Annotated in this window: 28 protein-coding genes, 1 pseudogene and 1 riboswitch; of the genes and pseudogenes, 8 read left to right on the top strand and 21 right to left on the bottom strand. The window is 45.6% G+C overall.

Annotated features, from left to right (window positions below):
• Window positions 1-14: 14 nt before the first annotated feature.
• Window positions 15-695, bottom strand: a complete 681-nt coding sequence (locus BLQ32_RS13715; protein ID WP_074510805.1) for a response regulator transcription factor — start codon at window positions 693-695, stop codon at window positions 15-17.
• A 313-nt stretch (window positions 696-1,008) separates the two neighbouring features.
• On the opposite strand from BLQ32_RS13715, the gene BLQ32_RS13710 reads away from it, so the two are divergent.
• Window positions 1,009-1,923 carry a 1,4-dihydroxy-2-naphthoate polyprenyltransferase gene (locus BLQ32_RS13710; RefSeq protein WP_074510751.1) on the top strand — a complete coding sequence of 305 codons (915 nt, stop codon included), beginning with the start codon at window positions 1,009-1,011 and terminating at the stop codon, window positions 1,921-1,923.
• A 295-nt stretch (window positions 1,924-2,218) separates the two neighbouring features.
• Window positions 2,219-3,085 (top strand): STAS domain-containing protein, encoded by an 867-nt coding sequence (locus tag BLQ32_RS13705; protein WP_074510750.1) that lies wholly within the window; start codon window positions 2,219-2,221, stop codon window positions 3,083-3,085.
• Between the two features lie 76 nt (window positions 3,086-3,161).
• Here BLQ32_RS13705 and BLQ32_RS13700 read toward each other — a convergent pair whose 3' ends face one another.
• The 5 genes from BLQ32_RS13700 to BLQ32_RS13680 form a co-directional block, all read right to left on the bottom strand.
• Window positions 3,162-5,096, bottom strand: a complete 1,935-nt coding sequence (locus BLQ32_RS13700) for a fructose-1,6-bisphosphatase (protein ID WP_074510749.1) — start codon at window positions 5,094-5,096, stop codon at window positions 3,162-3,164.
• A gap of 106 nt (window positions 5,097-5,202) precedes the next feature.
• Window positions 5,203-5,637, bottom strand: a complete 435-nt coding sequence (locus BLQ32_RS13695) for a hypothetical protein (protein ID WP_074510748.1) — start codon at window positions 5,635-5,637, stop codon at window positions 5,203-5,205.
• On the bottom strand, window positions 5,634-5,846 hold the full coding sequence (locus tag BLQ32_RS13690; RefSeq protein WP_074510747.1) for a hypothetical protein: 213 nt from the start codon (window positions 5,844-5,846) through the stop codon (window positions 5,634-5,636). Before BLQ32_RS13690 ends, BLQ32_RS13695 begins: the two co-directional genes overlap by 4 nt.
• A gap of 29 nt (window positions 5,847-5,875) precedes the next feature.
• Window positions 5,876-6,139 carry a hypothetical protein gene (locus BLQ32_RS13685; protein WP_074510746.1) on the bottom strand — a complete coding sequence of 88 codons (264 nt, stop codon included), beginning with the start codon at window positions 6,137-6,139 and terminating at the stop codon, window positions 5,876-5,878.
• Window positions 6,140-6,209: 70 nt separating this feature from the next.
• On the bottom strand, window positions 6,210-6,764 hold the full coding sequence (locus BLQ32_RS13680; protein WP_074510745.1) for a hypothetical protein: 555 nt from the start codon (window positions 6,762-6,764) through the stop codon (window positions 6,210-6,212).
• 173 nt (window positions 6,765-6,937) lie between these two features.
• Here BLQ32_RS13680 and BLQ32_RS13675 point away from each other — a divergent pair, with 173 nt between their 5' ends.
• The 3 genes from BLQ32_RS13675 to cyoE all read left to right on the top strand — a co-directional run bounded on the left by BLQ32_RS13675 (window position 6,938) and on the right by cyoE (window position 9,898).
• A complete protein-coding gene (locus BLQ32_RS13675; RefSeq protein WP_074510744.1) occupies window positions 6,938-7,516 on the top strand; it encodes a TetR/AcrR family transcriptional regulator in 579 nt (192 codons plus the stop codon).
• 43 nt (window positions 7,517-7,559) lie between these two features.
• A complete protein-coding gene (locus tag BLQ32_RS13670; protein ID WP_074510743.1) occupies window positions 7,560-8,738 on the top strand; it encodes an MFS transporter in 1,179 nt (392 codons plus the stop codon).
• A gap of 263 nt (window positions 8,739-9,001) precedes the next feature.
• Complete coding sequence (cyoE, locus tag BLQ32_RS13665; RefSeq protein WP_074510742.1) at window positions 9,002-9,898, top strand: heme o synthase; 897 nt, start codon at window positions 9,002-9,004, stop codon at window positions 9,896-9,898.
• Between the two features lie 237 nt (window positions 9,899-10,135).
• Here cyoE and BLQ32_RS13660 read toward each other — a convergent pair whose 3' ends face one another.
• Window positions 10,136-11,521, bottom strand: coding sequence for an LLM class flavin-dependent oxidoreductase (locus tag BLQ32_RS13660; RefSeq protein ID WP_074510741.1), 1,386 nt, complete (start codon window positions 11,519-11,521; stop codon window positions 10,136-10,138).
• 95 nt (window positions 11,522-11,616) lie between these two features.
• Window positions 11,617-11,725: riboswitch (SAM riboswitch) on the bottom strand.
• A gap of 209 nt (window positions 11,726-11,934) precedes the next feature.
• Here BLQ32_RS13660 and BLQ32_RS13655 point away from each other — a divergent pair.
• Window positions 11,935-12,528: a YkuS family protein gene (locus tag BLQ32_RS13655; protein WP_074510740.1), complete on the top strand. Its 594-nt coding sequence runs from the start codon at window positions 11,935-11,937 to the stop codon at window positions 12,526-12,528.
• A 320-nt stretch (window positions 12,529-12,848) separates the two neighbouring features.
• A complete protein-coding gene (locus tag BLQ32_RS13650) occupies window positions 12,849-14,717 on the top strand; it encodes a heavy metal translocating P-type ATPase (protein WP_074510739.1) in 1,869 nt (622 codons plus the stop codon).
• 251 nt (window positions 14,718-14,968) lie between these two features.
• Here BLQ32_RS13650 and BLQ32_RS13645 read toward each other — a convergent pair whose 3' ends face one another.
• The 8 genes from BLQ32_RS13645 to nikA all read right to left on the bottom strand — a co-directional run bounded on the left by BLQ32_RS13645 (window position 14,969) and on the right by nikA (window position 21,479).
• The gene (locus BLQ32_RS13645) at window positions 14,969-15,244 is read right to left on the bottom strand and encodes an NUDIX hydrolase (protein ID WP_157833105.1); all 276 of its coding nucleotides are present in this window, start codon (window positions 15,242-15,244) and stop codon (window positions 14,969-14,971) included.
• Window positions 15,245-15,683: 439 nt separating this feature from the next.
• Window positions 15,684-15,884 (bottom strand): hypothetical protein, encoded by a 201-nt coding sequence (locus BLQ32_RS13635; protein ID WP_036808842.1) that lies wholly within the window; start codon window positions 15,882-15,884, stop codon window positions 15,684-15,686.
• Window positions 15,885-15,928: 44 nt separating this feature from the next.
• Window positions 15,929-16,114: a hypothetical protein gene (locus BLQ32_RS13630; protein ID WP_074510738.1), complete on the bottom strand. Its 186-nt coding sequence runs from the start codon at window positions 16,112-16,114 to the stop codon at window positions 15,929-15,931.
• A gap of 266 nt (window positions 16,115-16,380) precedes the next feature.
• Entirely contained in the window at window positions 16,381-17,202 is an 822-nt protein-coding gene (gene nikE / locus BLQ32_RS13625; protein WP_074510737.1) for a nickel import ATP-binding protein NikE, read from the bottom strand.
• Between the two features lie 34 nt (window positions 17,203-17,236).
• Window positions 17,237-18,064, bottom strand: a complete 828-nt coding sequence (locus BLQ32_RS13620) for an ABC transporter ATP-binding protein (RefSeq protein WP_074510736.1) — start codon at window positions 18,062-18,064, stop codon at window positions 17,237-17,239.
• Window positions 18,065-18,081: 17 nt separating this feature from the next.
• Window positions 18,082-18,912, bottom strand: coding sequence for a nickel ABC transporter permease subunit NikC (gene nikC / locus BLQ32_RS13615; protein WP_074510735.1), 831 nt, complete (start codon window positions 18,910-18,912; stop codon window positions 18,082-18,084).
• Window positions 18,909-19,853: a nickel ABC transporter permease subunit NikB gene (gene nikB / locus BLQ32_RS13610; protein ID WP_074510734.1), complete on the bottom strand. Its 945-nt coding sequence runs from the start codon at window positions 19,851-19,853 to the stop codon at window positions 18,909-18,911. The genes nikC and nikB overlap by 4 nt, the downstream gene beginning before the upstream one ends.
• 18 nt (window positions 19,854-19,871) lie before the next feature.
• The gene (gene nikA, locus BLQ32_RS13605) at window positions 19,872-21,479 is read right to left on the bottom strand and encodes a nickel ABC transporter substrate-binding protein (protein ID WP_074510733.1); all 1,608 of its coding nucleotides are present in this window, start codon (window positions 21,477-21,479) and stop codon (window positions 19,872-19,874) included.
• Between the two features lie 581 nt (window positions 21,480-22,060).
• Here nikA and BLQ32_RS19715 point away from each other — a divergent pair.
• Window positions 22,061-22,279, top strand: a complete 219-nt coding sequence (locus BLQ32_RS19715) for a hypothetical protein (protein WP_131544287.1) — start codon at window positions 22,061-22,063, stop codon at window positions 22,277-22,279.
• Between the two features lie 58 nt (window positions 22,280-22,337).
• On the opposite strand, the gene BLQ32_RS13595 is transcribed toward BLQ32_RS19715, so the two are convergent.
• The 6 genes and pseudogenes from BLQ32_RS13595 to BLQ32_RS13570 all read right to left on the bottom strand — a co-directional run bounded on the left by BLQ32_RS13595 (window position 22,338) and on the right by BLQ32_RS13570 (window position 25,978).
• Window positions 22,338-23,114, bottom strand: coding sequence for a sulfite exporter TauE/SafE family protein (locus BLQ32_RS13595; protein ID WP_053167982.1), 777 nt, complete (start codon window positions 23,112-23,114; stop codon window positions 22,338-22,340).
• A gap of 59 nt (window positions 23,115-23,173) precedes the next feature.
• Complete coding sequence (locus BLQ32_RS13590; RefSeq protein ID WP_036808871.1) at window positions 23,174-23,401, bottom strand: sulfurtransferase TusA family protein; 228 nt, start codon at window positions 23,399-23,401, stop codon at window positions 23,174-23,176.
• 52 nt (window positions 23,402-23,453) lie between these two features.
• A pseudogene (locus tag BLQ32_RS13585) lies at window positions 23,454-24,581 on the bottom strand (MBL fold metallo-hydrolase).
• A gap of 43 nt (window positions 24,582-24,624) precedes the next feature.
• Entirely contained in the window at window positions 24,625-25,020 is a 396-nt protein-coding gene (locus tag BLQ32_RS13580) for a DsrE/DsrF/DrsH-like family protein (protein WP_074510731.1), read from the bottom strand.
• A gap of 37 nt (window positions 25,021-25,057) precedes the next feature.
• A complete protein-coding gene (locus BLQ32_RS13575; protein ID WP_074510730.1) occupies window positions 25,058-25,627 on the bottom strand; it encodes a sulfurtransferase TusA family protein in 570 nt (189 codons plus the stop codon).
• A gap of 54 nt (window positions 25,628-25,681) precedes the next feature.
• Window positions 25,682-25,978: a rhodanese-like domain-containing protein gene (locus BLQ32_RS13570; RefSeq protein ID WP_074510729.1), complete on the bottom strand. Its 297-nt coding sequence runs from the start codon at window positions 25,976-25,978 to the stop codon at window positions 25,682-25,684.
• Window positions 25,979-25,982 lie beyond the last annotated feature (4 nt).

Here is a 25,982-nt window from a genome sequence, read left to right as displayed (position 1 = left end):
AAAACCCCTCCGTTCTACAAAGTAACCGCCAAATAGCCCAGCCCTTTTTTCGTCATGATAGCATTTTCCAAGCCCAGTTCAGCCAGTTTCTGCCGAAGCCTTGTGACATTGACCGTCAATGTATTGTCGTTGACAAAACGTTCATCATCCCACAGCTTGCGGATCAGTTCATCACGAGAAACGATTTTGTCTTTTGATTCAACCAATACGGTCAAAATGAAAAACTCGTTTTTCGTCAATTCCGCTTCGGTGTCTCCCATCCGGATCATGCCGCGTTTCAAATCGATCACCGCGCCGTTCCATTCGATCACATCCGTCGACGCTTCTTCCCCATAGGAATAAACGCGGCGCAAAGTCGCCTGGATTTTTGCCATCAAAACATCTGAATTAAAAGGCTTCTGGACATAATCATCTGCGCCCATCTGCATCGCCATCACCATATCCATCGGGTGATCGCGGGAAGACAGGAAAATAATCGGCACTTTGGAAACAGCCCGGATTTCCCGGCACCAGTAAAACCCGTCATAAACCGGCAACTGAATATCCATGATGACAAGTTGCGGCTGTTCTTTCAGGAAAGTGCTAAGCACTTCCTGGAAATTGTCTGGACCTACTACTTGCATGCCCCACTTTTCCAGCCCTTCTTTCAATGACTGGAATATGGCCGCATCGTCTTCCACGATGAAAATCTTCATTTCCATAATCGGACACTTCCTTTCTTCTTTCCATTCTACTGGAAGTGTAAATAAACTCGCAATTTATAGAAGATGGAATATACGTCTTCCCAAGTCCTTTTCCTTGTTTGGAAGTTTGATCTACTAAAGGATTTCTTCGAAAAATGGCAATTTCGCCATGAAGAGCCGCAAACTCTAAAGATCTTCACGTTTTAATAATCAGTAAAGATTAAAAAAAGGGCGTTTATTTGCTATAATATTTAATTGTAAAGAAGAAACAGGCAGATGCTTTAGTCAGCATTGACGATTAAATTATGCAGGGAGAAAAGAAAAGATGATCGAAAACACTATGGAAATCAGTCCCGCCAAATTGATGTGGAAAATGACGCGCCCACATACGTTGACGGCGACATTTGCGCCCGTCATTTTGGGAACAGTAGCGGCCCTTTATGTAACGGAAATTGATTGGCTCCTATTTATTGCGATGATGGTTGCGTGTTTGGCATTGCAGATTGCGACGAATTTGTTCAACGAATACTACGATTTTAAACGTGGTTTGGATACAGCGGATTCGGTCGGCATCGGCGGCGGGATTGTCCGCCACGGACTGAAACCGAAAAATGTTTTAAGCGTAGCCGTCTCTTTGTATGTGTTTGCTGCATTTATCGGATTGTATATCTGCATGAACAGCAGCTGGTGGCTAGTAGTTATCGGGTTTGCCGGCATGGCCATCGGATTTTTGTATACAGGCGGCCCGCTGCCAATCGCCTACACACCCTTTGGCGAATTGTTTTCCGGCCTTGCGATGGGGACCGGCTTCATCTTGATCGCGTTCTTCATCCAAACCGGATTTATCACCCTTGAAAGTTTATTGATCTCCATCCCCGTCGGCATCTTGGTCGGCGCCATCAACATGTCGAACAATATCCGGGATATCGTGGAAGACACGAAAGGCGGCAGAAAAACGCTGCCGATTATGCTGGGCAGAGACAAAGCCGTTACTGGATTGGCAATCGCCTTTGCAGTAGCATATCTTTGGATCGTCGCCATTGTGGTAATGGGCTATATCAGCCCATGGGCATTAGTGGTATTCCTGAGCTTGAAAAAACCGATGTCGGCTATCCAAGGGTTCCGGCAAGGTGCAGCCGAACCGCAGTTTATGAAATTGGCCATGAAATCAACGGCAATGACCAACACTATTTTTGGTTTCCTGTTGTCTGCCGGCTTGTTGATCAGTTATCTCCTTTAATCGAATCAGAACCCCGAACCGTCGAAGAAATCCTTCAGCAGTTCGGGGTCCTATTTTTATCGGAAAATCAGTGCATTTTCCACATACCTTCAAGTGCAGCTGCATTAAATCCAGCTAAACAGGCGCTCCTGCTATAAGACGCCTAAAAGGAATTCTTGGCAAGGCTGCTTCTAGTTTTACTAATAAAAGTAAATCTTATTAAAAATCGTGCAGTAAGAAGTGCACAAATGCTAGTTTTCATTTATCATAAGTACATGAAGCCAAGCAACTCTAGCTAAATAAGGAGCAAGACATCATGCCGAACGAACAACTGACATTAAAAAATGACAAACTTCACGACTTTTTATGTGAAAGAAATAAAGTAATGACGGAAGAATGGTATCAAACCCTTGATAAAAAAGCCGGAGGCATCTACTCCTCAAACAATCCGGAAACAATCGAAAAAATGAAGCAGCAAAATTACGAGTTTCATGAAGTTTTTTGCTCGATGTTTACAAAAGACGAAGTTGATTGCATAAAAGAGTTTGAAGATTGGATAGAGCGGGTCGCAAAAGACGAGGGCCATTTAACCACACCGCTTGAGTCCGTTTTAAAAGAATTTTTCAGAACACAGGAGCAGTATTTGCAGTACATTGAAGAATTTGCAGCGACGCAGAAAGAAAATATCTCCCCTGCACAAGTCAACGAGTGGAACAAAGCAGTCGTTAATACGATTAATAAAATCATATTGGAATTTACTGTTCAAAATACCAAAGCCGCAGAAAACCGGTTAAATGCGCAACAGGAAATGATTCTTGAAATGAGTGCGCCAGTCATCCTGTTGACCAAAGACATCGGCTTGCTTCCGTTGGTCGGCGAAATCAATACGTACCGTGCGCAAATCATGTTTGAAAAAGTATTGCAGCAATGCCATAACAATTCCACCGAGCGCTTATTCATTGATTTGTCTGGCGTTCCGATCATCGATACCATGGTAGCCCATCAAATTTTCCAGCTGATCGAAGGCCTGAAAATCATTGGCGTAAAAACAGCGATTGCGGGCATCAGCCCGGTAATTGCCCAAACGGCCATCCAGTTAGGCATCAATTTCGGTGAAATCGAAGTGTACAGCAAAATAGCCCATGCGATGAAATTCCACAACCTGCAAGTTTCAGAAAAATAATTGCAGGCAATTAAAAAGCGGAAGCCCCAAGATAGATTTCTATCTCTGCGGCTTCCGTTTTTTGTTTTTCTAGCTGCTATTTCATGTAGCGGTATTCCCGCAGGCTGTTTAAAATGGAAATTTCCTGGATTAGTTGTTCGCCGATATTGGTTTCCCGGACTTTTTTTCTTTCCAGTTCTTCATCGACCAAGCGTTTGACCGATAATACATCGGTTTCATTGCTCAATACTTCGTCTTTGGAATTGAACAGCTGGTGGGCGACAATCTGCATGCCGTAGGAATTGTACAACAGCGTATAGCCGGCAATGCCCGTAGTCGACTGGTAGGCTTTGGAGAATCCGCCGTCGATGACGATCATCTTGCCATTCGCTTTGATCGGGTTTTCCCCGTCAATTTCCTTGACCGGCGTATGGCCATTGATGATGCGGCCCTGATCCGGGTTCAAGTCGAATTCCTCGAGCATTTTCCGGCATACATCCTCGTCTTCACGCAAATAATAATAAGGGTTTTTTCGTTCTTTATGCGTTTCTTTTTCTTTGATGAAATAGCGTTCGAATGTGGTCATTTCCCGTTTTCCGAACAGCGATGAATACTCGCCGGTCCACAAATACCACACCATATCGGTCGCGAAATCATCCGTTTCTTCCGGATGCGCGAACGCATAGCGCAAGTAATGCTCAAAAATATCCAAGAGCTCACGCCCTGAATAATTTTTGCCTTCAATCTCCATGCCTTCCATATTGCCGTCCTCATCCAGCGGAATACAGCCATGGATCAATAAGTTGCCGTTGTACTTCAAGTAAAGGCTGCCTTTTTTCATGATGAAATTCATGTGGCGAGCGAGTTTCTCGGAGTGCTGGACCGCCACTATTAATTTGTCCATGACTTGCTGTTCTTCTTCCAGCAATTCATCCGGCTGATTCGGATTGACCGTACTAAAACACGTATTTTCCAGATTATAAGTTATGCCGTGCAACGTGGCAGTGTTCGCTTCATAATCCACTTTCTCGAGCAGCAAGCGGTCTTCCATCGCAAAGCACGGGCGCCGTTTGATGATCGGGCTTTCCAGTTTGAATTGGATGATTGAAATGGCCTGGTGAATTTTGGTGATTTGCAGCTGTTCCTGTTCGGTCAATTTCTCACCGGAAATTCGCTTCGGGCGAAAAGCAGGATTGTCGTCGTAGTATTTCTCCGCCAGGTTTAAAAGCGGGCGCAAATTGATGCCGTAGACATCTTCGATGATGTCCAAATTGTTGTAGCGCGCACAGATCCGGATGATATTTGCCAGGCAGACCTTCGAGCCGGCAAATGCCCCCAGCCAAAGAACGTCATGGTTCCCCCATTGGATATCGACCGAATGATAATCAATCAGCGTATCCACGATTTTATGCGGATCCGGTCCCCGGTCGTAAATATCGCCGACCACATGAAGATGGTCCACAACCAATCGCTGCGTCGTGTAGGCTAGCCCGATGATTAGCTTATCCGCTTGGCCCAAGGAAATGATCTGTTCCAGCATTTTCCCGTAATAGTCTTTTTTATTCGTGAACTCATCTGTTTTATACAACAGTTCTTCAATGATAAAGACAAACTGCTTCGGCAAAGCCTTGCGTATTTTGGAACGGGTGTATTTTGAAGAAGCGTAGGAAATCAGCTTTAACATCCGTTCTATGACTTCTATGTACCATTCGTGCAATTCCTTTTTGGTGCTGAAATGGCTTTTGATCATTTGCAATTTTTCTTCAGGGTAATAAACCAAAGTTGCAAATTCGTTCAGTTCCTTTTCCTGCATCTCATCTTTAAAAAGGTCGCGTATTTTTACCTTTACATTTCCGGAGCCGTTGCGCAGCACGTGCTGGAATGCCTGGTATTCGCCGTGCAAGTCGCTGACAAAATGCTCTGTGCCTTTAGGGAGGTCCAGAATGGCTTCAAGATTGATGATTTCAGTGGCTACTTTTTCCTCACTGTCATATTTTTGCGCCAGTAAATCCAAATATTTAATATTTTTCATGTTGAACTCCCTCCGTTCTTAAAAGTTAATTGCCAAATAATTAATGTTTATACTTCCATTATAGAAGAAAACGCCGGAAGTTATCACATTATCTGAAAAGCTTTTGTTAATATGGCAACGTACTCGGCAAAATTTCGCCCGTCATCGTATTCACCAGCAAAGTAATTTCTTCAGATCCGGACTTTCCGGTAAACAAATGCGCCGATCTTGCCGTAAAGGGATTCCAGGAATTCTTATCAAGCGGCACGAGCATCGAATCCACTTCTGCCAAATTATAGCTGCTGAGAACCTTTTGTTCGGCTTCGTCATACGTTAATGCAGGGAGCGAGAAGTAAACGGCGGGAACCAGGAGGATCAGCAACAAAATATAAGGCAGGATACGTTTTTCCGTCAGCAAATATTTAAAGAAAATGACATGTAGCGCCAATAACATGATGATTGCGTTTAATGGCATAACATTCCGGTAAACTGTCTGGTCTACATACATCAATACAAAAAAGAGCAGCAGCGAGATGAAGGCGCCTGGCAGATAGTCCTTCAATTGTTTTCCTCCCTCCCTTTTAACTGCCCTGTTTTGGGTTCCGCAAAGTTACTTAGCAAACCCCCTAGCCCGATAAATAGAAATCCGAAGAAAACTGAAAGACGTAAAATCTCGTGATTGGAAAATCCTAAAACATGGATGAATCCCATAAAGCAGAGAAAAAGCCCGAAAAAGAAACTTACATCGCTCATTATTTTAGCTATCTCCACTGTTTCGCCCCTCCTTGGTTTTCTATTCATTAGAGAACCCAAAAAGCATATCCAATAATGGAGGCAATAAGAACACCGGACTGCCCCCAGATGGCCTTATTGCTCATTCCCGCTTTCCGTTCCAAATAATAAACATAATTTACAACAACGATAATCCCAATCAAAATCATCATTACCCGTGTAGTACTATCTTCCGCTTGAATCATATTTAATCCTGCAAGCGCCACCATTATCATGCCGAGCGTACCAAAAAATAAATAGAGAATAGAAACGCCGGAATCTTTTTCTGTCATTATTCTCCCCCCCTTTGAAGCTACATTGCCACATGCTGCTTTATGATTGCCAGCCTTTTATGCCGACTTATTACCGGCTTAAACTTTCTATTAAACTTTCGTCCTTACTGTATTGGAAACGCCCAATTTTCCCTTCTTCTTTTGTCGAGAAGAAAATGGCGCCTTCCACTTTTGCTGTTTCCTCTTTGCCTCCGTCTTTCTGATAACCGACTTGTGCAATAAACTCGTAGCGGTTCGTAGCTTGTTCAGTCTGCTCTATAGAGACGTTTTTTAAATCTAATTTATAGCCATTAGAATGTGCAGTGCTTGGATACTGTGTGCCAAATGCTCTGACAAAGGTGTCAAGTTCGCTTTCAGTGAAATAATCGCCATATGCTTCTTGAACGAACCGGTCAAAGACCTCGTTTTCTTCTTTTCCGTCTACTACTTTTTTGTACTCTGGGTTCCAGATGGCATCCATGAATTCTTCATCCGGCCCTGAGAACTGGAGCTCGAGTACCTTTTGGATCACTTGTTCATTTGTTTTTTCCGCTCCCGTTCGGGAACAGCCAACCAACATTCCTGTTGCAAATAACATAACTAGTAAAATGAAAAGCAGTTTTTTATGAATGTGCCTATGTCTCATATTCCCACGCCCCTTTTTCTAGTATACGTCGTCTCTGCCAGAGAGTTTCATTATTACAAAAATTTAGGTGATTAAGACCTTATAAATATTATTGCTGGAAGTCCTGCTCAATCTTTTGACCTTTGATTTCTATTATGCGATAGTAGACTAACGACCGTTAGGAAGGTGAACAAATGAAAAAGGAAATTCTGCAAATAGCGCTTGTCCAGTTTGCCAACGAAGGGTACGAAGGCGCTTCTCTTGGCAAGATTGCTGAAGCGGTAGGCATCAAAAAACCTTCGATTTACGCCCATTATGCCGGCAAGGATGAGTTGTTTTTGTCCGCATTAACCTATGCTTTGGAAAGGGAAAGAAGTCATTTGGGGTGCTATTTTAAACAAATGAAAGAAGAGCCGCTCGAAAATTTGCTGCGCGGTTATTTTAACTGGTTTATCCAGGACTTAGAAGGCAACGACCATATGAAGTTTATCCTCCGGACGATGTACTTCCCTCCTGCCCGCCTCGAGAACGAGATTGGCGAGTTGATCAATCCTCTGTTCGACAGCATGCACCGGCACTTTACCCGCGTCATGAGAGAACGCGAACGCCGTGAAAACATCCTTTACTCCGACGACTTCTCCAGCTGTGCTTTGGCGTTTATCACCGTCATTGAAGGGACGATCACGGAATTGGTGTACAGCGGCGAAGCTGCATACTTGAAGCGGTATGAAGCGGTGTGGCCGATTTTTTGGCGCGGCCTGGTCCGCGCATAAAGCTTTGTTTTAGTAATTGAAAAAATGTAAAAGAGGTTTATTTATGAAGAATTACAAATTGGTTTTATCTATTTTGCTGTTGAATTTATTTATCGCATTTTTAGGAATTGGCTTGGTCATCCCGGTAACCCCGACCATTATGAACGAATTGAATATTTCAGGAACGGTTGTCGGCTACATGGTATCCGCTTTTGCGCTGGCGCAGCTGGTCGTTTCCCCGCTTGCCGGACGCGCCGTGGACAAGTACGGCCGTAAACCTTTAATTGTATTGGGATTATTCGTATTCAGTATGTCCGAATTGTTATTCGGCCTCGGGCAATCGGTTGAAGTGCTGTTCGTGTCCCGCCTGCTTGGCGGCGTCAGTGCGGCTTTTATCATGCCGGCTGTTACCGCGTATATTGCAGACATCACGACGCTCAAAACGCGCCCTAAAGCACTGGGTTACATGTCAGCAGCGATTTCAACCGGTTTTATCATCGGACCTGGAATCGGCGGGTTCCTGGCAGAAATCGGCACACGCCTTCCCTTTTTCTTCGCCGCAGGCTTCGGGCTGTTTGCGATGTTCTTATCGCTCTTGCTGCTGAAAGAACCGGAACGCCAAAAACAGGAAGAGAATTTATACGGTGAACAGAAAACGGGATTCGGCCGCATTTTTTCACCCATGTATTTTATCGCCTTTATGGTCATCCTCATTTCCTCATTCGGGCTTGCATCTTTCGAGTCGCTGTTCGCTTTGTTTGTGGACCACAAATTCGGCTTTACGCCGCAGGATATCGCCATCGTCATTTCACTAGGTGCGATTGTCGGAGTCATCGTGCAAGTCGGCTTTTTCGACCGTTTTACGCGTTGGTGGGGCGAGATCCGTTTGATCCGCTACAGTTTGATCGTCTCGACCGCTCTTGTCCTGATCTTGACGTATGTGACCAGCTACTGGGCAATTTTGCTCGTCACCATGGTGGTCTTTGTCGGTTTCGACTTGATGCGGCCTGCGGTTACGACGTATCTGTCCAGGATTGCCGGAAATGAACAAGGGTTTGTCGGCGGCATGAACTCGATGTTTACAAGCATCGGGAACATTATTGGCCCAATTATCGGAGGCATCCTGTTCGATATCGACTTGAACTATCCATTCTATTTTGCAACAGTCACGCTTGCCATCGGCATTGCTTTGACATTTGCCTGGAAAACACCGAAGCAAGTACAGCAAGAAGCAGCGAATTAATTTCGCTGCTTTTTTGTGTAAAAATAATCATTGCAACAGTAAAGAAAGTAAAGTGAACGCCTTCTTTAGAAATTGTCGATATGTTTTAACCAACTTAAACCGTTATTTCATGTATACTTAGTTGTTGGATACAGAAAGCAAGAGTATGAACGACGTCTTACTGAACTGCGTGAAATTGATTGTGCACATATGAGATTTAAAGAATCCGAACAATCATCTGAGTTACAGTGGCCTTCGTGGATATGAAAGAGGCTAGAGATTAAATGACAAAACAATCAAAGAAAACATTATGGGCCCAAGTCGTCAAAACCGGAATCATCAAGTCGAATCTGATACCGATGATCGCTGGATTGATGCTCGCGTTGTACACATATCAATACAGCTTTACCGATAACATTGTGAACATCTTACTGGCATTCACAGGAACTGCAGCGATCATTGCAGCGTCCGGTGCGTTCAACAACATATACGACCGCGACATTGACGCCTTGATGGCCCGCACGAAAGTTCGCCCCACGGTGACCGGAACCATTTCAATTAAACGGGTGGCCATAGTGGCGGTCCTGTTATTGCTGATTGGGCTGGGGTTATTGTATGTTGCCTCCCCCTTGGCGGCGTTCCTCGGATTTCTGGGGGTCTTTTTCTACGTCATTCCTTATACCATGTGGACCAAGCGCCATACTATCTGGAATACCGAAGTCGGCAGCATTTCCGGAGCCATCCCTCCCTTGATCGGCTGGGCTGCCGTGGCTCCTGACATCTGGCATCCGGCATGCTGGGCATTATTTTTGATCATGGTGATCTGGCAAATGCCCCATTTTTACGCCATTGCCATCCGCAAAAAAGAAGATTACGCAGCGGCAAGCATTCCGATGCTTCCCGTTGTCAAAAGCGCGAGACGCACTTACATCCAAAGCAATATCTACTTGGTGCTGCTGGTACTCTCCAGCTTTTTGTTCCTGCCTTTGAGCCTCGGCTTGACTTTGATGTCACTGATTCTTGGCTTGATTTGGCTGGGATTGAGCTTGTTTGGCTCCCGCAGCATGACAATTGAAGTATGGGCGAATAAAATGTTCCTGTTTTCCCTGATCCATATGATGACGATTTTTTCTACGGTCATTATTTATTCTTCAATCGGACTGATTCTGAACGCTTTATAAATAAACGCTAAGAAAACCCCTCACAAGCAAATTATGAGGGGTTTTCTCACGTTGATTGCCGCTTCGCTAATGGGGGGGTGTTGGAATAAAGACCGCACTTACTTCAGCTCCACATGGTTATCCATCAAATCAACGAGACGTATCAAAATCAGCCATGAACGCGTGGGAATAGATACAAACAAAACGAGAGGAAAAGCTGAATACCAGGCTTTTCCCCCTCCTTTTTCGCAAGCGAATTTAGCTGTCAACCGAGGCTGGAACCCGCATGTACTGTTTGCCTGTGTGAGCCGGCAATAAATGGTCTCCTTTTTCGAATAAGGCATCCCGCAAAGAACTGCCCTGGTATTCTTTTTGGACAAGGCCGCGTTCCTGCAGGATGGGCACGACCAGTTCGATAAAATCAGCAAAAGTTCCCGGGGTGATTGCATAGGCAATGTTAAAGCCGTCGACGCCCGCTTCATCAACCCATTGTTCCAAAGTATCCGCTACCTGTTCTGGAGAGCCAACCGTAAATGGCCCAAGTCCGCCGATGCCGACATATTCCTTAATGTCGTTGACGGTCGGTTTTCTGCCCGGCAGTATTTTTGTGAAATTCTCCAATGCGGATTGGATCGCATCGTTTTCAATGTATTCAAGCGGCTGCTCCGGTGCGTAGCCGGACAAATCGACGCCCGTCCATCCACCGAATAAAGCCAGTGCCCCTTCATGGCTGATGTGGCTCTTGTAATCTTCGTATTTGGCAAGGGCTTCTTCTTCCGTCTTGCCAACAATCGGTGTAAGCAAGGATAGAATTTTGACTTCCTCTTGGTCACGTCCGGCGTTTGCCACTTCCGTACGGATTTTGGTGATCGTCTGCTTGGCAATATCGATATTCGGCGGGCCGATAAAGACGCATTCCGCGTGTTTTCCGGCAAACGCCACGCCTTTTTTGGATGCGCCTGCCTGATAAAGCACCGGCGTCCGTTGTTTCGACGGTTCCGTTAAATGGGCACCCGGCACTTTATAGTGTTTTCCTATATGATTGATATCATGCACCTTATCGGGGTCCGCGTAAATGCCATTCACTTTGTCCAGAATGACCGCATCATCTTCCCAGCTGGCTTCCCATAACTTATAGCAAACTTCCAAATACTCATCGGCAATATCATAGCGTTTGTCGTGCTTGACCTGATCTTCTTTGCCGATATTCAACGCAGCACTTTTTAAATAGGAAGTGACGATATTCCAGCCGACGCGGCCTTTCGTCAAATGGTCGAGCGTTGAAATCCGGCGGGCAAAGGTGTAAGGATGTTCATGCGTGACTGAAGCAGTGACGCCGAAGCCCAAATGTTTCGTCACGGCTGACATGAGCGGCACGACAAGCAGAGGATCATTGACCGGCGACTGGGCTCCCTGCCGGACGGCAGCGTCTCTTGAACCGTTGTAGACATCATATGTACCGAGGACATCGGCGATGAAAATGGCGTCAAACTTTCCTTTCTCCAATAGTTTTGCAAGTTCGATCCAGTATTCGCTGTCTTTGTATTGATGCGACTGGTCTTCCGGATGCGTCCAGAGCCCCGGCGATTGATGGCCGGCGCAGTTCATGTCAAAAGCGTTCAAATAAATCCGTTTGCGTGTCATAATGTCCCTCTCCTTTGGTTGCATTGTTTTAACAAAAATAAATAGCCTTCTTTTCCCAGAAAGAGAAAAGAAGGCTAAGTTTCACTACCGTCCCGCTCTTATCTCCCAAGAATAAAATCCTTGCTGGAAGTAGCACCTTTCTGACAAATGTCAGAGGTTGCTGAAGCGTCAACGGGCCAGTCCCTCGGCTTCTCTGGATAAGATGTATGAAGTTAAAATAATCATAATATTAAAACAACGGAGAGTCAACAACTAATTTTACAATTCTTATTTGTTTACTCAGTTATAGCTTTTCACCTCACCGATTCCCCACTTTTGAACGCCTTTCCACCTTAAAATACGCCTTATGTTTAAGAACGGGGTGAAAGAGGGAAAAAGACAGGCATGACTCTAATAGAAAGCAGGTAGATAATATGCCAAGAATCGCAGTAGAACATCCATTTACAGACATTCAAAAAGCTTTGCAGAAAAAAGGGTATCAGGCCGATATGGTCAATCAGAAAACGGACGCAATCCGCTATGACGTAATCGTTGTCCGCAACTCAGACAGCTATGATTACCTTAGCTTTGAAGGCTCGCTTGTAGAAGTAAGCGGCAGTTCCGTGAAAGAAATTGTGGCTGAAGTAGAAGAACGCCTTCAGCGGGCCGGAAAAATCAGCGGCCAGCCGAATGCGGCAAAAGGCAAATCCGGCGGCGGATTCTTCGCAGGTCTTTTAAGCGGAGCAGCAATCGGATCTACCCTTGCCCTTCTAATGGCACCAAAAAGCGGCAAGGAATTGCAAGTAACTGTAAAAGATAAATTGGCCAGCAGCAATTCTTCTAGCGACGGCAGCGGAAAAATCGCCCAAGTAAAAGAAAAAGCCACTGAACTCGCTTCGCAGGCAAAAGAAAAAGCGGCTGACGCTACAAATCAAGTGAAAGAAAAAGTATCAAGCTCTAAAGAGGGCGATAACAGCAAAACAACTACAACCACTACCAACTCAACCGATTCTTCTATGCTTAACTAAGCAGTTTCGGCTTTGAATAGAACAGCAACCGGGAAACACTGAAGCCGCCGAACCGGCAGCTTCGGTGTTTTTTGTTGATAAAATTAATTGCGGCTTGCATTCCTCGCCTCCATCGTTACCCATTCGTCAAATGTATCCTTTAGCTCCGATGGAATCTGGAAATATTTGTCCCCCTTCCTTTAAAGTCCTCCTTATCTTTTTCATGCATTCATAGTAAGATGGAATCAGCATTATAATCAGAATATTCACTTTAAATACCACTTCTTAGAATGAGCATAAAAAAACTCTTATAAAAGACGTCTTAACCGAGGAAGTGCTGCATGCGAAACTGGAGAACTCATATCGAATTGATTGCGGCCATTTTATCCGGAATATTGATTATCATCGCCTATCTCTTAGAAACTTCGGGAGTGGCAAGCCTGTCCATTTTTACTTATCTGCTTGCTTTTGGAATCGGAGGTTATGCCAAGGCAAAGTATGGGCTGAAAAAAACCTTGGAAGACCGAAAACCCAATGTCGAGTTATTGATGGTTTTGGCTGCCATCGGAGCCTCCATCATCGGCTACTGGACGGAAGGCGCCATCCTGATTTTCATTTTCTCACTGAGCGGCGCGCTGGAGACTTACACCGTAAATAAGAGCCGGCAGGAATTGTCTGCGTTGATGAAAATCCAGCCGGAAGAAGCCTGGCTGTTGAAAGGGAACGAAACAACCCGCGTCGGCATTTCCACACTAAAGCCCGGCGACAAGCTGATCGTGAAGCCGGGCGAACGCATACCGGCCGATGGCAAGTTAGTAAAGGGTCATACTGTCGTTGATGAATCGACCATCAGCGGCGAATCGATTCCTGTGTCCAAAGACGTTCCTGATTATTTATTTGCTTCGACGGTCAATTTAAGCGGCGCCATCACAATGGAAATGACAAAGCCGAATTCTGAAACGCTGGTGCAAAAGATTATCGATCTCGTGCAATCGGCCCAAAGCGAGAAACCGCCTTCCCAACAATTCGTCGAACGTTTTGAAGGAAACTATGTCAACGTTGTGCTGGCGGTCTTTGCGCTGATGCTTTTCCTTCCGCACTATCTGTTCAACTGGGACTGGAACACCACTTTTTACCGGGCGATTCTCCTGCTCGTTGTGGCTTCTCCCTGTGCGCTCGTGGCATCCATCATGCCAGCGACTTTGGCTGCCATATCCAATGGCGCCAAAAGCGGCATCATTTTTAAAGGCGGCGTCCATTTGGAGAACTTGAGTGCTGTTCGTGCCATCGCCTTTGACAAGACCGGTACACTTACCCGCGGCAAGCCGCAAGTCACGGATTTCGTCTTGCGGGAAGGGCTTGATTCTACAGCAATAATGGAGAAAATTGCAGGAATTGAAAAGCAGTCCAACCACCCGCTGGCCAAAGCCATTACGGAATACATCACATCCCAAAAGATCGAACCGCTGGCTAATCTTCAAATAACGGATGTCCCCGGAAACGGGTTGAAATCGATCATTCAAGGGGAAGAAATCAAAATCGGCAAACCGGCATTTGCCGGAGAGGATGAAGCCGAAGCTTTCCATGGCGGTTTATTGACCCGATTGGCAAACGAAGGCAAAACCGTCACATTTGTCCGGGACAGCCAAGGCATAGCCGCGGCAATTGCCTTGAAAGACACCATCCGGGACAACACGAAGAGCACCATCCACGAATTGCAGAAAGCCGGCAATTTCTGCATCATGCTGACGGGCGACAACGAGAAAACAGCCAAAGCCATTGCGGAAGAAAGCGGCGTGGATGCCTATGTCGGTGGCTGTATGCCGGGCGACAAAGTGAAAGAACTGAAGAAACTGATCACCGACTATGAATTTGTGGCCATGACCGGCGACGGCATTAACGATGCGCCTGCACTGGCAACTGCCACGACCGGCATTGCAATGGGCGAAGGCACGGACGTGGCACTGGAAACGGCCGATGTCATCTTGATGAAAAACGATTTATCACGCATTGCGTACTCCATCCGCTTGGCCCGGAAAATGGAGAAAATCGTCAAGCAGAATATGTACTTTTCAGTGGGCGTCATTATTGTTCTGGTATTCCTGAATTTTATGCAATCGATCACTATTCCTTATGGTGTGATCGGCCATGAAGGCAGCACGATTCTGGTTATTTTGAACGGGCTGCGCATGCTGAACAGAAAGGTATAAAACTTCTGAAATACATCATTCCTAAAATACAAATTCGAGCCGCTTTGATAAAAGCGGCTCGTTGTATGGATAAGGATACATAATTCTCGCGTGCCTGGTTCTTCAACAGGTCACATTTCTATAGCCCTGCGGTTTAAATGGGATAGCAGGAGTTCCAGATCTTCGGGGTATTCAAGATCCAGATGCAGCAGATCTCTTTCCGTTTTCCAGGCAATTTCTTCAATGGCATCGTCCGGATCATGATACGCTATCTACCCTTCCACCAATTTGCAGTGGAAATATGAAGTGGTGACGTCGTAGCCTTTAATGACTATTTTCTTCGTATGTATGGACCCGTGCACTTTTACTGTGCAGCCGGTTTCTTCCCAAACTTCCCGCACGCATGCCTGTTCAGGCGACTCTCCTTTTTCAATTCCGCCAGACGGAATGCTCCATTTGCCGGATTCTTTCGCTTTCACCATCAAGAGCTTGTGTTCTTGCATAACAAGCGCTGCTGCACCATGCCAGATTTTTCTTGGATCAGCCATTGCAGTTCCTCCCCAATTCCCCATTTGCCTTCATTTAAGAATGCTTCGCTGCCTTGTTTAAGCTCTTCATTTTCTTATCCATCGCCATTAATAGGACGGTACACAGGATGGCTGCACTTAAAGTTAAGATAAAACCTTTTGTCATTAGGTCATAAATAAGGACTGCCGTAAATAGGATGATGAGTGCGGTACGATATAACAGATAATTTTTCATGGGTTTTATCCTTTCAGCAGAAATTTCTAGAACACATTTATGTCTTCTTTCTTTTTAGCAATGATCACCACTTCATCACTGTTCACCTCAAGCTAGTAACGGCCATTGTAGAAGGCAATTAAAGAAGGAAGCTTTCCTTTTATTATCCCTTTAACATATTGAAAAACTTCTTCTGAAGAAACTGACTTCACCGTGGCATAATGCAAGAATGCTCCGTTTACTTGCTCAGCCTTTATTCTTCCTTTGGCTCATAAAAACCCAGGCATAGTAGACGACTAACGTGGCCATTAAGAGCAGTGTCGGAACTATTTGCATCTCAGTAGGAAGAAAAATGGTTAAAAGAATCGCCAATACAGTTATTGGCAAAATCACCGAAAACCAGATCCGCACCCGCTTGTTCTTAAAACTCATCTCGAACCTTTCCATTTCAGCATCCCTCCTTCAAATCCAAAATTATATATGCATCTCTCTTACTTGCTTTCAGAAGCTTTTTGGAAATATTTATAGATATACATGATTCCCATAGAGATTAGGACGGCCATTGCAGTTTCCAAAAATACAGACTTTGCCGGTTGGCTTATAAAATCCATAGTAGATATGGCACCTGAGCCTAATACAAAAAAATAAATGATTGAAAGTTCCAAACGCGGCTTCATGAGTTCCTCCTTTTTGCACTAAAAACGGCCAATTAAGTTCTATTCGATAAAACTTCTTTTTAATGGAAATCCACACTATTTTAGATTACCAATAATTCCTTTTATTTCCTACCCCAAGTTAACACAAAAACCGCCAAGGAGAAACATACATCGTTTCTCTTCGGCGGCTTATTGGCTATGTCTTCTTTTCGCAGCGCTGCATCCTTCAATGTGCGTTCTACTTCATTGACCAAATTACTTTATGGGCTTGGATCAGCCCGTCTTGATTATACAAACACGTCCCCATTTAATAGCGTCCGGTTTCGTGGATGTTCAGGAAGAATGGAAGACACCAATTTCTTCACCACAGGCTGCTGTGAAGAAAAGATTTCATCCTTGTCTTGAACCATTTCGACCACTCTTCCCTTATCCATTACTGCAAGTGCATCAGAAACCGAGTATGCTGCTCTGATGTCGTGTGTAATAAACAAATATGAAAGGCCATACTCAGCTTTTAACTCGTTCAATAAAGTTAAGATATGTGTCTGAGTGACCATATCGAGACTGCTGACGGGTTCATCCAAAACGATCATTTTCGGCTTTAGGGCAATTGCTCTCGCAATGTTGATCCGCTGAAGCTGTCCGCCGCTGAATTGCATCGGATATTTTGTCATGTCATCCGCATGCAATCCGACAACTTCCAATAATTGCGCCACATTCCTTTTCAGTTCCGATGGAGAAAGTCTCTCATAGTTTTCCAGTGGCTCACTTATAATTTTTTCCGCCGTCATTCTAGGATTCACCGATGAAAAACTGTCCTGGAAAACGACTTGCAGGTCTCTGCGAAAATGCTTTCGGGCGGCAGCCCCCATTGTGTAGAGATCTTGGCCTTGGAATAGGACCGTTCCTTTTGTCGGTTTTTCGACACCCAAGATCACTTTCCCTAATGTACTTTTTCCGGCTCCGCTTGTTCCGAGAAGCCCCAGGCACATACCTTCTCCGATAGAAAGGGATATATCGGAAAGGGCAGTCGCCGCTTTTTCTTTACGGCGAAAAGAACGGAACGAGCCATATGTATGCGTCACGCCTACCACTTCAAGTAAATTCATCGTGTCCCTCATCTCACTTTATTGGCCATTTAGTTTAAATGACCAGCTTTTCACGTTCGTATTCCATCGGCAACATAGGTCTGGCCTGCAGCAATTTTTTCGTGTAGGGATGCTGCGGCTGATCGAACAATTGGAAGGCTTCCGCTTTTTCAACAATCCGTCCTTTTTGCATCACTGCGACATCGTCAGCAAGAGCTGAAATAACGCCCAAATCGTGTGATATCAACAAGATCGAAGTGCCGCACTCTTTTCGAAGCCGGTCCAGTTCTGAAAGAACCTGCATTTGGCTTGTAACGTCAAGTGCAGTTGTCGGTTCATCCGCAATCAGCACAGATGGACGCAGGCACATCGAAATCGCGATCATGACCCGCTGCAGCATTCCGCCGCTCAGCTGAAAAGGGTACATCCGCATTAATTTCTCGGGTTCCTGCAAATCCATTGCGGCCATAGACGAAACCGCCAATTCAATCGCCTGTTTTTTTGTAAGAGGTGTATGCGCGCGGATCGTTTCTACAAATTGGCTGCCGATTGTATACACGGGAGTAAAAGCATTCATGGGATTCTGCATAATGTAGCCGATTTCCTTCCCGAGAACGTTGCGCATTTCTTTAGGCTTCAACCCATTCAGTTCACGGCCATTGAGCTGGATGCTTCCGCCTATTTGTATGGTTTTTGGATTTAACAGCTGTAGCAGCGCCATACACGTAATGGTCTTGCCGCTCCCGCTTTCTCCTACAAGTCCCAGCACTTTTCCAGGCTTCAAGTCCAAATGCAGGTCATGAACAAGGGGCAGCCTTCCCTGAGCTGAGTTTACTGAGATGTCTACGCCTTTCGCCTGCAGTACATAATGCTGTTTGTCCATCCAATCATCCCTCTCTACTACCGTTTTTTAATGCCGTACTTCTCTGATAAAGCTTCACCTAATACATTAAAAGAAATCACAACGAGCAGTATCATGATCCCCGGGTAGAGCATCAATTCAGGCTGGCTGCGGATGAAGTTTTTGCCTTCCAGAATCATGGCACCCCATTCGGCAGTCGGAGGTTGGACGCCGAGCCCGAGAAATGACAGTGCCGACAGATCCATGATAGCCCATCCCATTTCAAGTGTGCCCATCACCAGAACCGGCGGAAGCACATTTGGAATCATGTGGCGCCTGATTATTTTCCCTGTGGAAGATCCGCTGATGCGGGCAGCCAGTATGAAATTTTGTTCTTTCAAACCGACAATCATATTGCGGATCATTCTTGCGTAATATACCCATTGAACCATCATCAGCGCCATCACCACCTGCCAAAGCCCGGGGCCGAGCAATCCGACGATGCCAAGAACAAGCACAAGATTCGGAAACGCCATAACGCCTTCGCAAAATCTCATCAATACAGCATCAATTACGCCGCCTTTGTATCCAGCAATTGTGCCAATCACCAAACCGAAACCTAAAGCAGCCACAAAAATTAAAGAAGCGAAACCTAACGAGACGCGCGCGCCGTATAAAAGCCGAGACAGGTTGCAGCGCCCTAAATGATCCGTTCCCAAAGGGTAGTCGAAAGAAGGAGGCGACAATTTAAGCACCAGGTTCACCTGGATGGGATCATTCGGCGCGATCCACGGAGCTAAAATAGCAATCAGGAAGAATGCGGCCAGTGTGGCAGAGCCAATGAGAATGGCCGCCTGGCTCTTTCTTGCGATTCGTATGCTAGAAATCAAAACTGAGCCCTTCCCTTCAATGAAATGCGTGGATCCATGTACATTTGCACAATATCCACAATCAAGTTGCATATGACAAATAAGCAAACGGCCAACATCACGTAGCATTGAATAACAGGAATGTCCCGGTTAAATATGGCTTCTACAAAATATCGGCCGAATCCCGGCCATGAAAAAACTTGTTCGATGATAATCGTACCGGTCAAAAGTTTTCCAAGGTTCATGCCAAGCCCCGTCATCATAGGAGCAATCGCGATTTTTAAGACGTGTTTGCCCATAATGGCTTTTTCTTTGATGCCCCGCGTCCGCGCATATAAAACATACTGCTGCTCCAGCTCTTCCAGTACACTGGCCCGAAGCAAGCGGGTGTAGACAGCAATCAATGCCAGGGACAAAGTCAGACTGGGCAGTACAAAATGCTGCCAGGTCCCTTTCCCTTCCACCGGGAACAAATCCAGCTTGACGGAAAAGAGAAAAATCAACAGGTAGCCCAGCCAAAACTGGGGGATGGAAGCGCCTAAAAAAGAAAGCAGCCTGCTAAAATGATCGATTGCCCCGTTTTTGTATACCGCTGAAAAAAAGCCGAGCGGGATGCTGATGGCAATAGCCAACAGTATACTGCTGAGGGCGAGCTGGATGGTTGCTGGCATTCTTGCTGAAATCTCCTGCCAAACAGGAGTATTCGTTACAAACGAATTGCCAAAATCCAGTAGGACAATTCCTTTGACCGTTTGGACATACTGCATCCACAAGGGCTGATCCAAACCGAATTCGTGCCTTTTTTCGGCCAGAATTTCATCCGTTGGGTGAATATGGGCTGCGGAAAGATACGCTTCTGCAGGATCAACCGGCGAAAGGCGGATGAGTAAGAACATCAGAAAAATGGCAAAGAGAACGATGGGGATGACAGCAAGGAGCCGTTTTGAAATATAGGTTGCCATGACTTGTCCTCCCCGCTGTTACTTGCTGATTTTCATTTCGTTGAAAGGGTGTTCATCCCGGTTTGCCGGGAAGATAAATTCTTCCACACCGTTTTGGTAAATGACCGACTTTTTAATATAGGAAATGGGTACAAAAACAGATTGTTCCTGTAAGGTTCCAAGAATCGAACCGTATAATTGCTGGCGCTTCGCCTCATCCGTAGACCCCAGCGTTTCTTTTATCTGCTTATCCAAATCCGATTTCATCGGCAAGTTCGAATGGGCTTCTGCAACGCCCCATCCTTTTTCTGCTACAACATTAATAAACGAATGCGGATCGTAAGGCGCTCCGTAGTTGTACCAGAAATCGACATCAAAATCTCCGGCTTTCCGGCGTTCGATTTGAGTGGTCAATTCAAGCCCGCTAATATTCAGCTTAATGCCGATTGCTGACCATTCGGCCTGCAGTGTTTCGGCCATCGCTTTTTGAATTGGATCGGTCTTGTCGTAGATTAATTCCAATTCGAGGGGCTGGCCGTCCTTTTCACGGACTGCTTTTCCGGAAGGCAGCTTCCAGCCTGCTTCATCCAGGTAATCTGCAGCTTTTTTCACATCGTAGTCAAACGGTTCCACTTCAATATCGGTATACGGGAAATTTGTCGATAAGATATTGTCCGCTTTTTCTTCCAATCCTAATGTGACACCTTCGACCATCGCCTGTTTGTTGAAACCGTGCTGGAGAGCTTTCCGCACCCGCAAATCTGCCAATTTTTCATTTGTTGTATTTAACAGCAAGCTTCTTGTTCCGACTGGTTCAGAAAGAGCGGTTTGGTATTCACCCGATTCTTTCAACTGATTAAAGGAATCCATGCTGATGACGCCTTCGCCGTATATCAAATCCAAATCGCCTTTTTCAAATGCCAGAACCCGGGTTTCAGCATCGGGGATAATTTTGATTTTGACTTCTTCAAGCTGTGGGCTTTCTCCCCAGTAATCGGGATTGCGGGTGAACACCGCATATTCGTCTTTCTTATAGTCCTTCAGCATCCATGGACCTGTACCGACAGGCTCGGTGATGCCTTTAGATGTGTCGCCGTCTTCCGGAAATCCTGCTTCGCCCAGGAATCGCACCGGCCGAACAACAGCCAGGTCCTGAAGTGCCGGATAATACGGCTCTTTTAGCACCATTTTAAAAGTCCGATCGTCAACTGCTTCGGTCTTTTCCAAAACATTGATTACGCCAAGCCAACTGTGGGAACTTGAATTTTTCATGACCGCATCGAAGTTCTTTTTGACTACAGCCGCTGTGAGCGCCGAGCCATCAGTAAACTTAACGTTTTCACGAATCTTAAAAGTGTATTCTAACCCATCCTCGGAAACCGTCCAAGACTCTGCCAAATGCGGTTGGATTTCGCCGCCTTCTTTATAGCTGACCAGCGGTTCATAAATCATCGATTGGGCCAATAGCTGCGATGGATTATAAACGTGCGGATTCATCGTGCCGATATCTCTTGGCCAGGAGATTGTGATGGAGTTGTCCGCTGAAGCCCCATTAGCAGATTCGGCTTTATCGTCCGAACAGCCTCCTAGTATAATGGCTATCGCTAAACTTATTGCCACCGCTAAAAATTTTCTATGCTTATTCATGATTTAGTAATTCCTCTCTTTTCTCATTGATAATGATTATCAATTTCACTATTGTAACTATAGTTTTCTGAGCTTTCATTGTCAATATAATTCATGAATGATTGTTTCGAAAAATATTAAAAGCATATATCTAACCAGTACAGGCAAGGTTATTTGGCCTATGTAAGATTTAATCTGGCCGCATTCAAAGTTCATTCTACTAACTATGACTTTCCATTACTATTTTCAATATAACAATAGTTATGAAAAAACTTTCTTGATTAACCGAGAAAGTTTGGGACTAATATATTTTTTTAGAATTCTCGTCATCCCATCCATATAAATGGTACGATCATAGTTAATAAGTCGGGTGTTTAATGGGTTCGCAGCGTTTCTATTTTTCAAGGAGAAATGGAGGAGATGGCTTGAAAAGATTGCTTAGATGGGCATTTATTTTGTTTATATCGGCTGCTCTTTATCCGATTATATATAAAGGTTCTGCAGTAGTTTCCAACAGCCAATTAAAAAAAGATCAGATAATTTGTGATGAAAACGATTTAACTCCATATGAGACTGTAACAAATTCGGAAGGAACCCAATTTGTGATTAGACAGACGACAATTTTAGAGATCGATGAACCCGATGTGCCGGTTCCGCAAACAGAAGAAGAGTTGATCCAATTAGCCCGTGACATGTATAAACAAGCAGATGAGGGCGACGAAATCATCTATGCAGGCGAATCATCGGCCGACTATGAACAATCAGGCCAAGTGGTTTATCCTTCTGGATTTGTCGAAGAAGAAACACAGTGCAAACCGTAATCTAATATAAAAAGGAGACAGCCATGTGCTGTCTCCTTTTCAATAACCCTCTGTCCAATTACAAAATATCCGCCCAAATTTTAATCGCTGTTCCAAGGATCAAGAGTGCCAGTATCCATTGCAAATACTTTGTATTCATTTTCTGGCCTAGCTTTGCGCCAAGCGGTGCTGCCAAGAGACTCGCAACAATCATCACTGCCGCAGGGCCATAGAGAATCTGGTCTGTTGCAATTTTCCCCACGGTCGAACCGATGGACGAAATGAACGTAATGGCAAGCGATGTCGCAATGGTCATGCGGGTCGGAATCTTCAGGACCACCAGCATAATGGGCACCAGGATAAAGGCGCCCGCCGCTCCAACGACTCCCGCTGCAATCCCCACGATAAAGGCCAATGCGGCTGCCAGCCATTTATTGAACGTGACCTGATCGAGCGGGATATCATCGACTCCTTTTTTCGGAAGGAACATCATGATGACCGCTATCGTGGCCAAAACGGCGTATACGACATTGATGGCCTGCTCAGACATTAGCGTCGAACCGTAGCCTCCGATGAAACTCCCGAGTAAAATGGCTCCGCCCATATAGGCAATTAGCGTTTTGTTCAAATACCCGCTGCCGCGGTATGCCCAAACCCCGGCAATTGTCGCAAAAAACACTTGGATGGCACTAATGCCGGAGACTTCATGGGCACTGAATGCGGAATAACCCAACATCACCGGTATGTAGAGAAGCATCGGGTATTTGATGATCGAGCCGCCGATGCCGACCATACCGGAGATGAAAGAACCGATAAAGCCGATCAGGAATATGACGATAATAAAATCAAAACTCATTCTTTGTCACCCTTTCCAAAAGAGAAAAGGGTATCACAGCGATACCCTTTCTACTGCTTTCAGCCTTTCTTGATCCAGAATTTCAGGACGCCGCCTTCTTCTTGAATGTCCAGCAATTCATGGCCTCCCGATTTTGCCCAAGCCGTCATGTCCGCTTTTGCGCCTTTATCGGTTGCCAGGATTTCCAACACTTGGCCAGACTCCATGTCTTTCATTTCTTTTCTTGTTTTGACGATCGGCATTGGACAAGCCAAGCCTTTTGCGTCTAATACTTTATCTGCGTTCATCGTATTCGCTCCTTTGAGTTTCTGCTTTTTTAGTTGAATTTTTGATTTAGAATTAACGGACTGCACAGCGGTTCGGTCCGATTTCCATTTCGCGCTGCACTTCATCGTCCGGTGTGATTTTCCCCATGTTCGTCTGGCGGATATCTTGGTATGCGTTCGGCTGCGGCGGCAGGTTTTTCGTGACCATATCGCGGAACTCCTGCTCGTCTTCAATATTCAAGCCATGGTTTTCTTTGAACAGGTCGCCTAATCTTTTCGCAACGCTGCCGTCTGCGTTCAGCTCTTCCATGATCATGAAGTGAGCCGGCAAAACGATCAGCTCGTCAGCCAATTCTGCGTAGCGGCTGTAAAGCGATTCACGCAGGTCGCCTACCCAGTCTTCCGCAAGGCCGGCAAGGTCAGGGCGTCCGATGGAATCGATGAACAGAATGTCACCTGTCATCAAGTATTGGTCGTCCACGATGAACGATGTCGAACCGATGGTATGCCCGGGTGAGTACAAGGCTTCGATTTCGATTTTTGCATCGCCAATCGCGACTTCCAAACCATTGACCAATTCTGCATAGTCGAATACCACTTCTTCTGCATCTGCCGGCGGCAAGTAATAGGTTGCGCCAGTCGCTTCTGCAATTGTGCGGCCTCCTGAAATATGGTCAGCATGCAAATGTGTATCGAATACGTGCTTGATCGTTGCCCCTTTTTCCTGCGCGAAATCCAAGAAGATATCGGTCATGCGAGTGGCATCGATGATCGCAGCTTCGCCTCCGGAGATGGCCATATACGACAAGCAGCCTTTTCCGATACGGACGAATTGGTATAATTCGCCGCCGTTTTTCAAATCGCCGACTTTCACTGGTTCCAAATGTTCGCTCCAGGCTTTCATGCCGCCTTCAAGATACGCCGCGTCGACGCCTTCTTCATCCAGCATTTCGGCTACCATGACAGAAGATCCTTCTTATGCACAAACCACAAGGATGTCTCTGTCTTTTGGAAGCTCTGAAACCACTTCTTCGACTCCGTCCAATAACTCAAAATAAGGTGTGTTCAAATATTGGATGTTGCCACCTTCAATTTTCCAGTCGGCGAATGCGTCGCCGTTGCGCACATCCAGGATGAACAATGGTTCGTTGTCGATTACTTTTCTTGCTACTTGTTTTGCAGTCAATGCTTTTACAGTCATACAAATACCCCCTAGTGTATTTTATCGCGTAAATTTTTTTGGATTAAAACGTTAAGGTGACGTCTGCGTCTTTTGCAAAGTCCAGGAACGTGACAGCTCCGCCGACGTCAATGCCGTCGATGAATGCGTCTTTTTCTAGTCCGAACAAGTCCATCGTCATTTGGCAGCCGATGAATTTTACCTCAAGTTCTTGCGCCATTTCGGCCAATTCCGGAATGGTCGGTACATTCGCTGCCCGTAACCCTTCAGCCATCTGTTCCTTCCCTTCCGGAAGCGCCAACTGCTCATATGCTTCTTTGTTGATCAGGTTCAATCCTTCGAATGTGAAGAAGATGGCCACTTCGTGATCACTGGCCGCTGCTGCTGTTGCGATATTATAGACTTTGTAAGCATCGAATAACGATCCGTTTGATGCAATGATTGCTGTTTTTCCTGCCATTTTGTATTCCTCCAGTTAAATTAAATTGTAAGATTGCTTAGCTATTGCTTTGTTTCGTTTCGCCGGCCCATTGGCTCATGCCCTCTACGGCATTCTTCACGCGGCCAAAGCCTTTTTCCGCCAATTGTTTCGCTGCCAAATCGCTGCGGTTGCCTGTCCGGCAAATAACAAAGACTTCTTTTTCTGCATCCAATTCCTGTACACGGGTTTCCAGTTCGCCAAGCGGAATGGAAACTGCACCTTCAATGTGGCCAAATGCATATTCCGCCGGTTCGCGGACGTCGAGCAAAAGGACATCGCCACGGCCCAGTTGTCCCTGCAATTCTGCGTTCGTCACGGTGTGAGGAAACTGAACTTCCTCTTTTTCTTCTGTTTGATCAGCTTTGCGCAAATAATGCTTCAGCACATTGCCTTCTTCGGAAGAACCGAGGTATTGGTTGCCGCTGCTCTTCGCCCAAGCTTTCATATCGGCCAGCGAACCCTTGTCGGTCGCCTGCACTTCAATCACTTGTCCGGGTTCCAAGTCTTTCATCGCTTTTTTTGTGCGTACAATCGGCATCGGGCATGCAAGCCCTTTTGCATCAAGAATTTGGTCTGTTTTAATCATGTAATAATCCTCCTAGTACCCAGTGGGGTATATTTTCAGTTAAAAAATTTTTACTTACTCAGTCGGTCCGTCCCAGTCCAGCATGCCGCCATCCATATTGATGACGTTATAGCCGCGGCTTTCCAGGATATTTGTTGCCATGCCGCTGCGGTTGCCGGATCGGCAAACTAGGATGTGTTCTTTAGATTTGTCGATATCCTGCAAACGGAACTCGATAAGCCCTAAAGGGATATTAACTGCGCCGGGAATCTTTCTTGCCTTTACTTCTTCTGTTTCGCGCACATCGATAATTGATGCGTCTTTATTGTTTTTAATATGTGCTTGTACTTCTTGTGTGGTCATTCGGTTCATTGTT

It is taken from the genome of Planococcus glaciei (assembly GCF_900099655.1).
Taxonomy (GTDB): domain Bacteria; phylum Bacillota; class Bacilli; order Bacillales_A; family Planococcaceae; genus Planococcus; species Planococcus glaciei.
The sequence above is the reverse complement of the archived record's forward strand: the minus strand, read 5'-3'. Positions and strand labels throughout refer to the sequence as shown.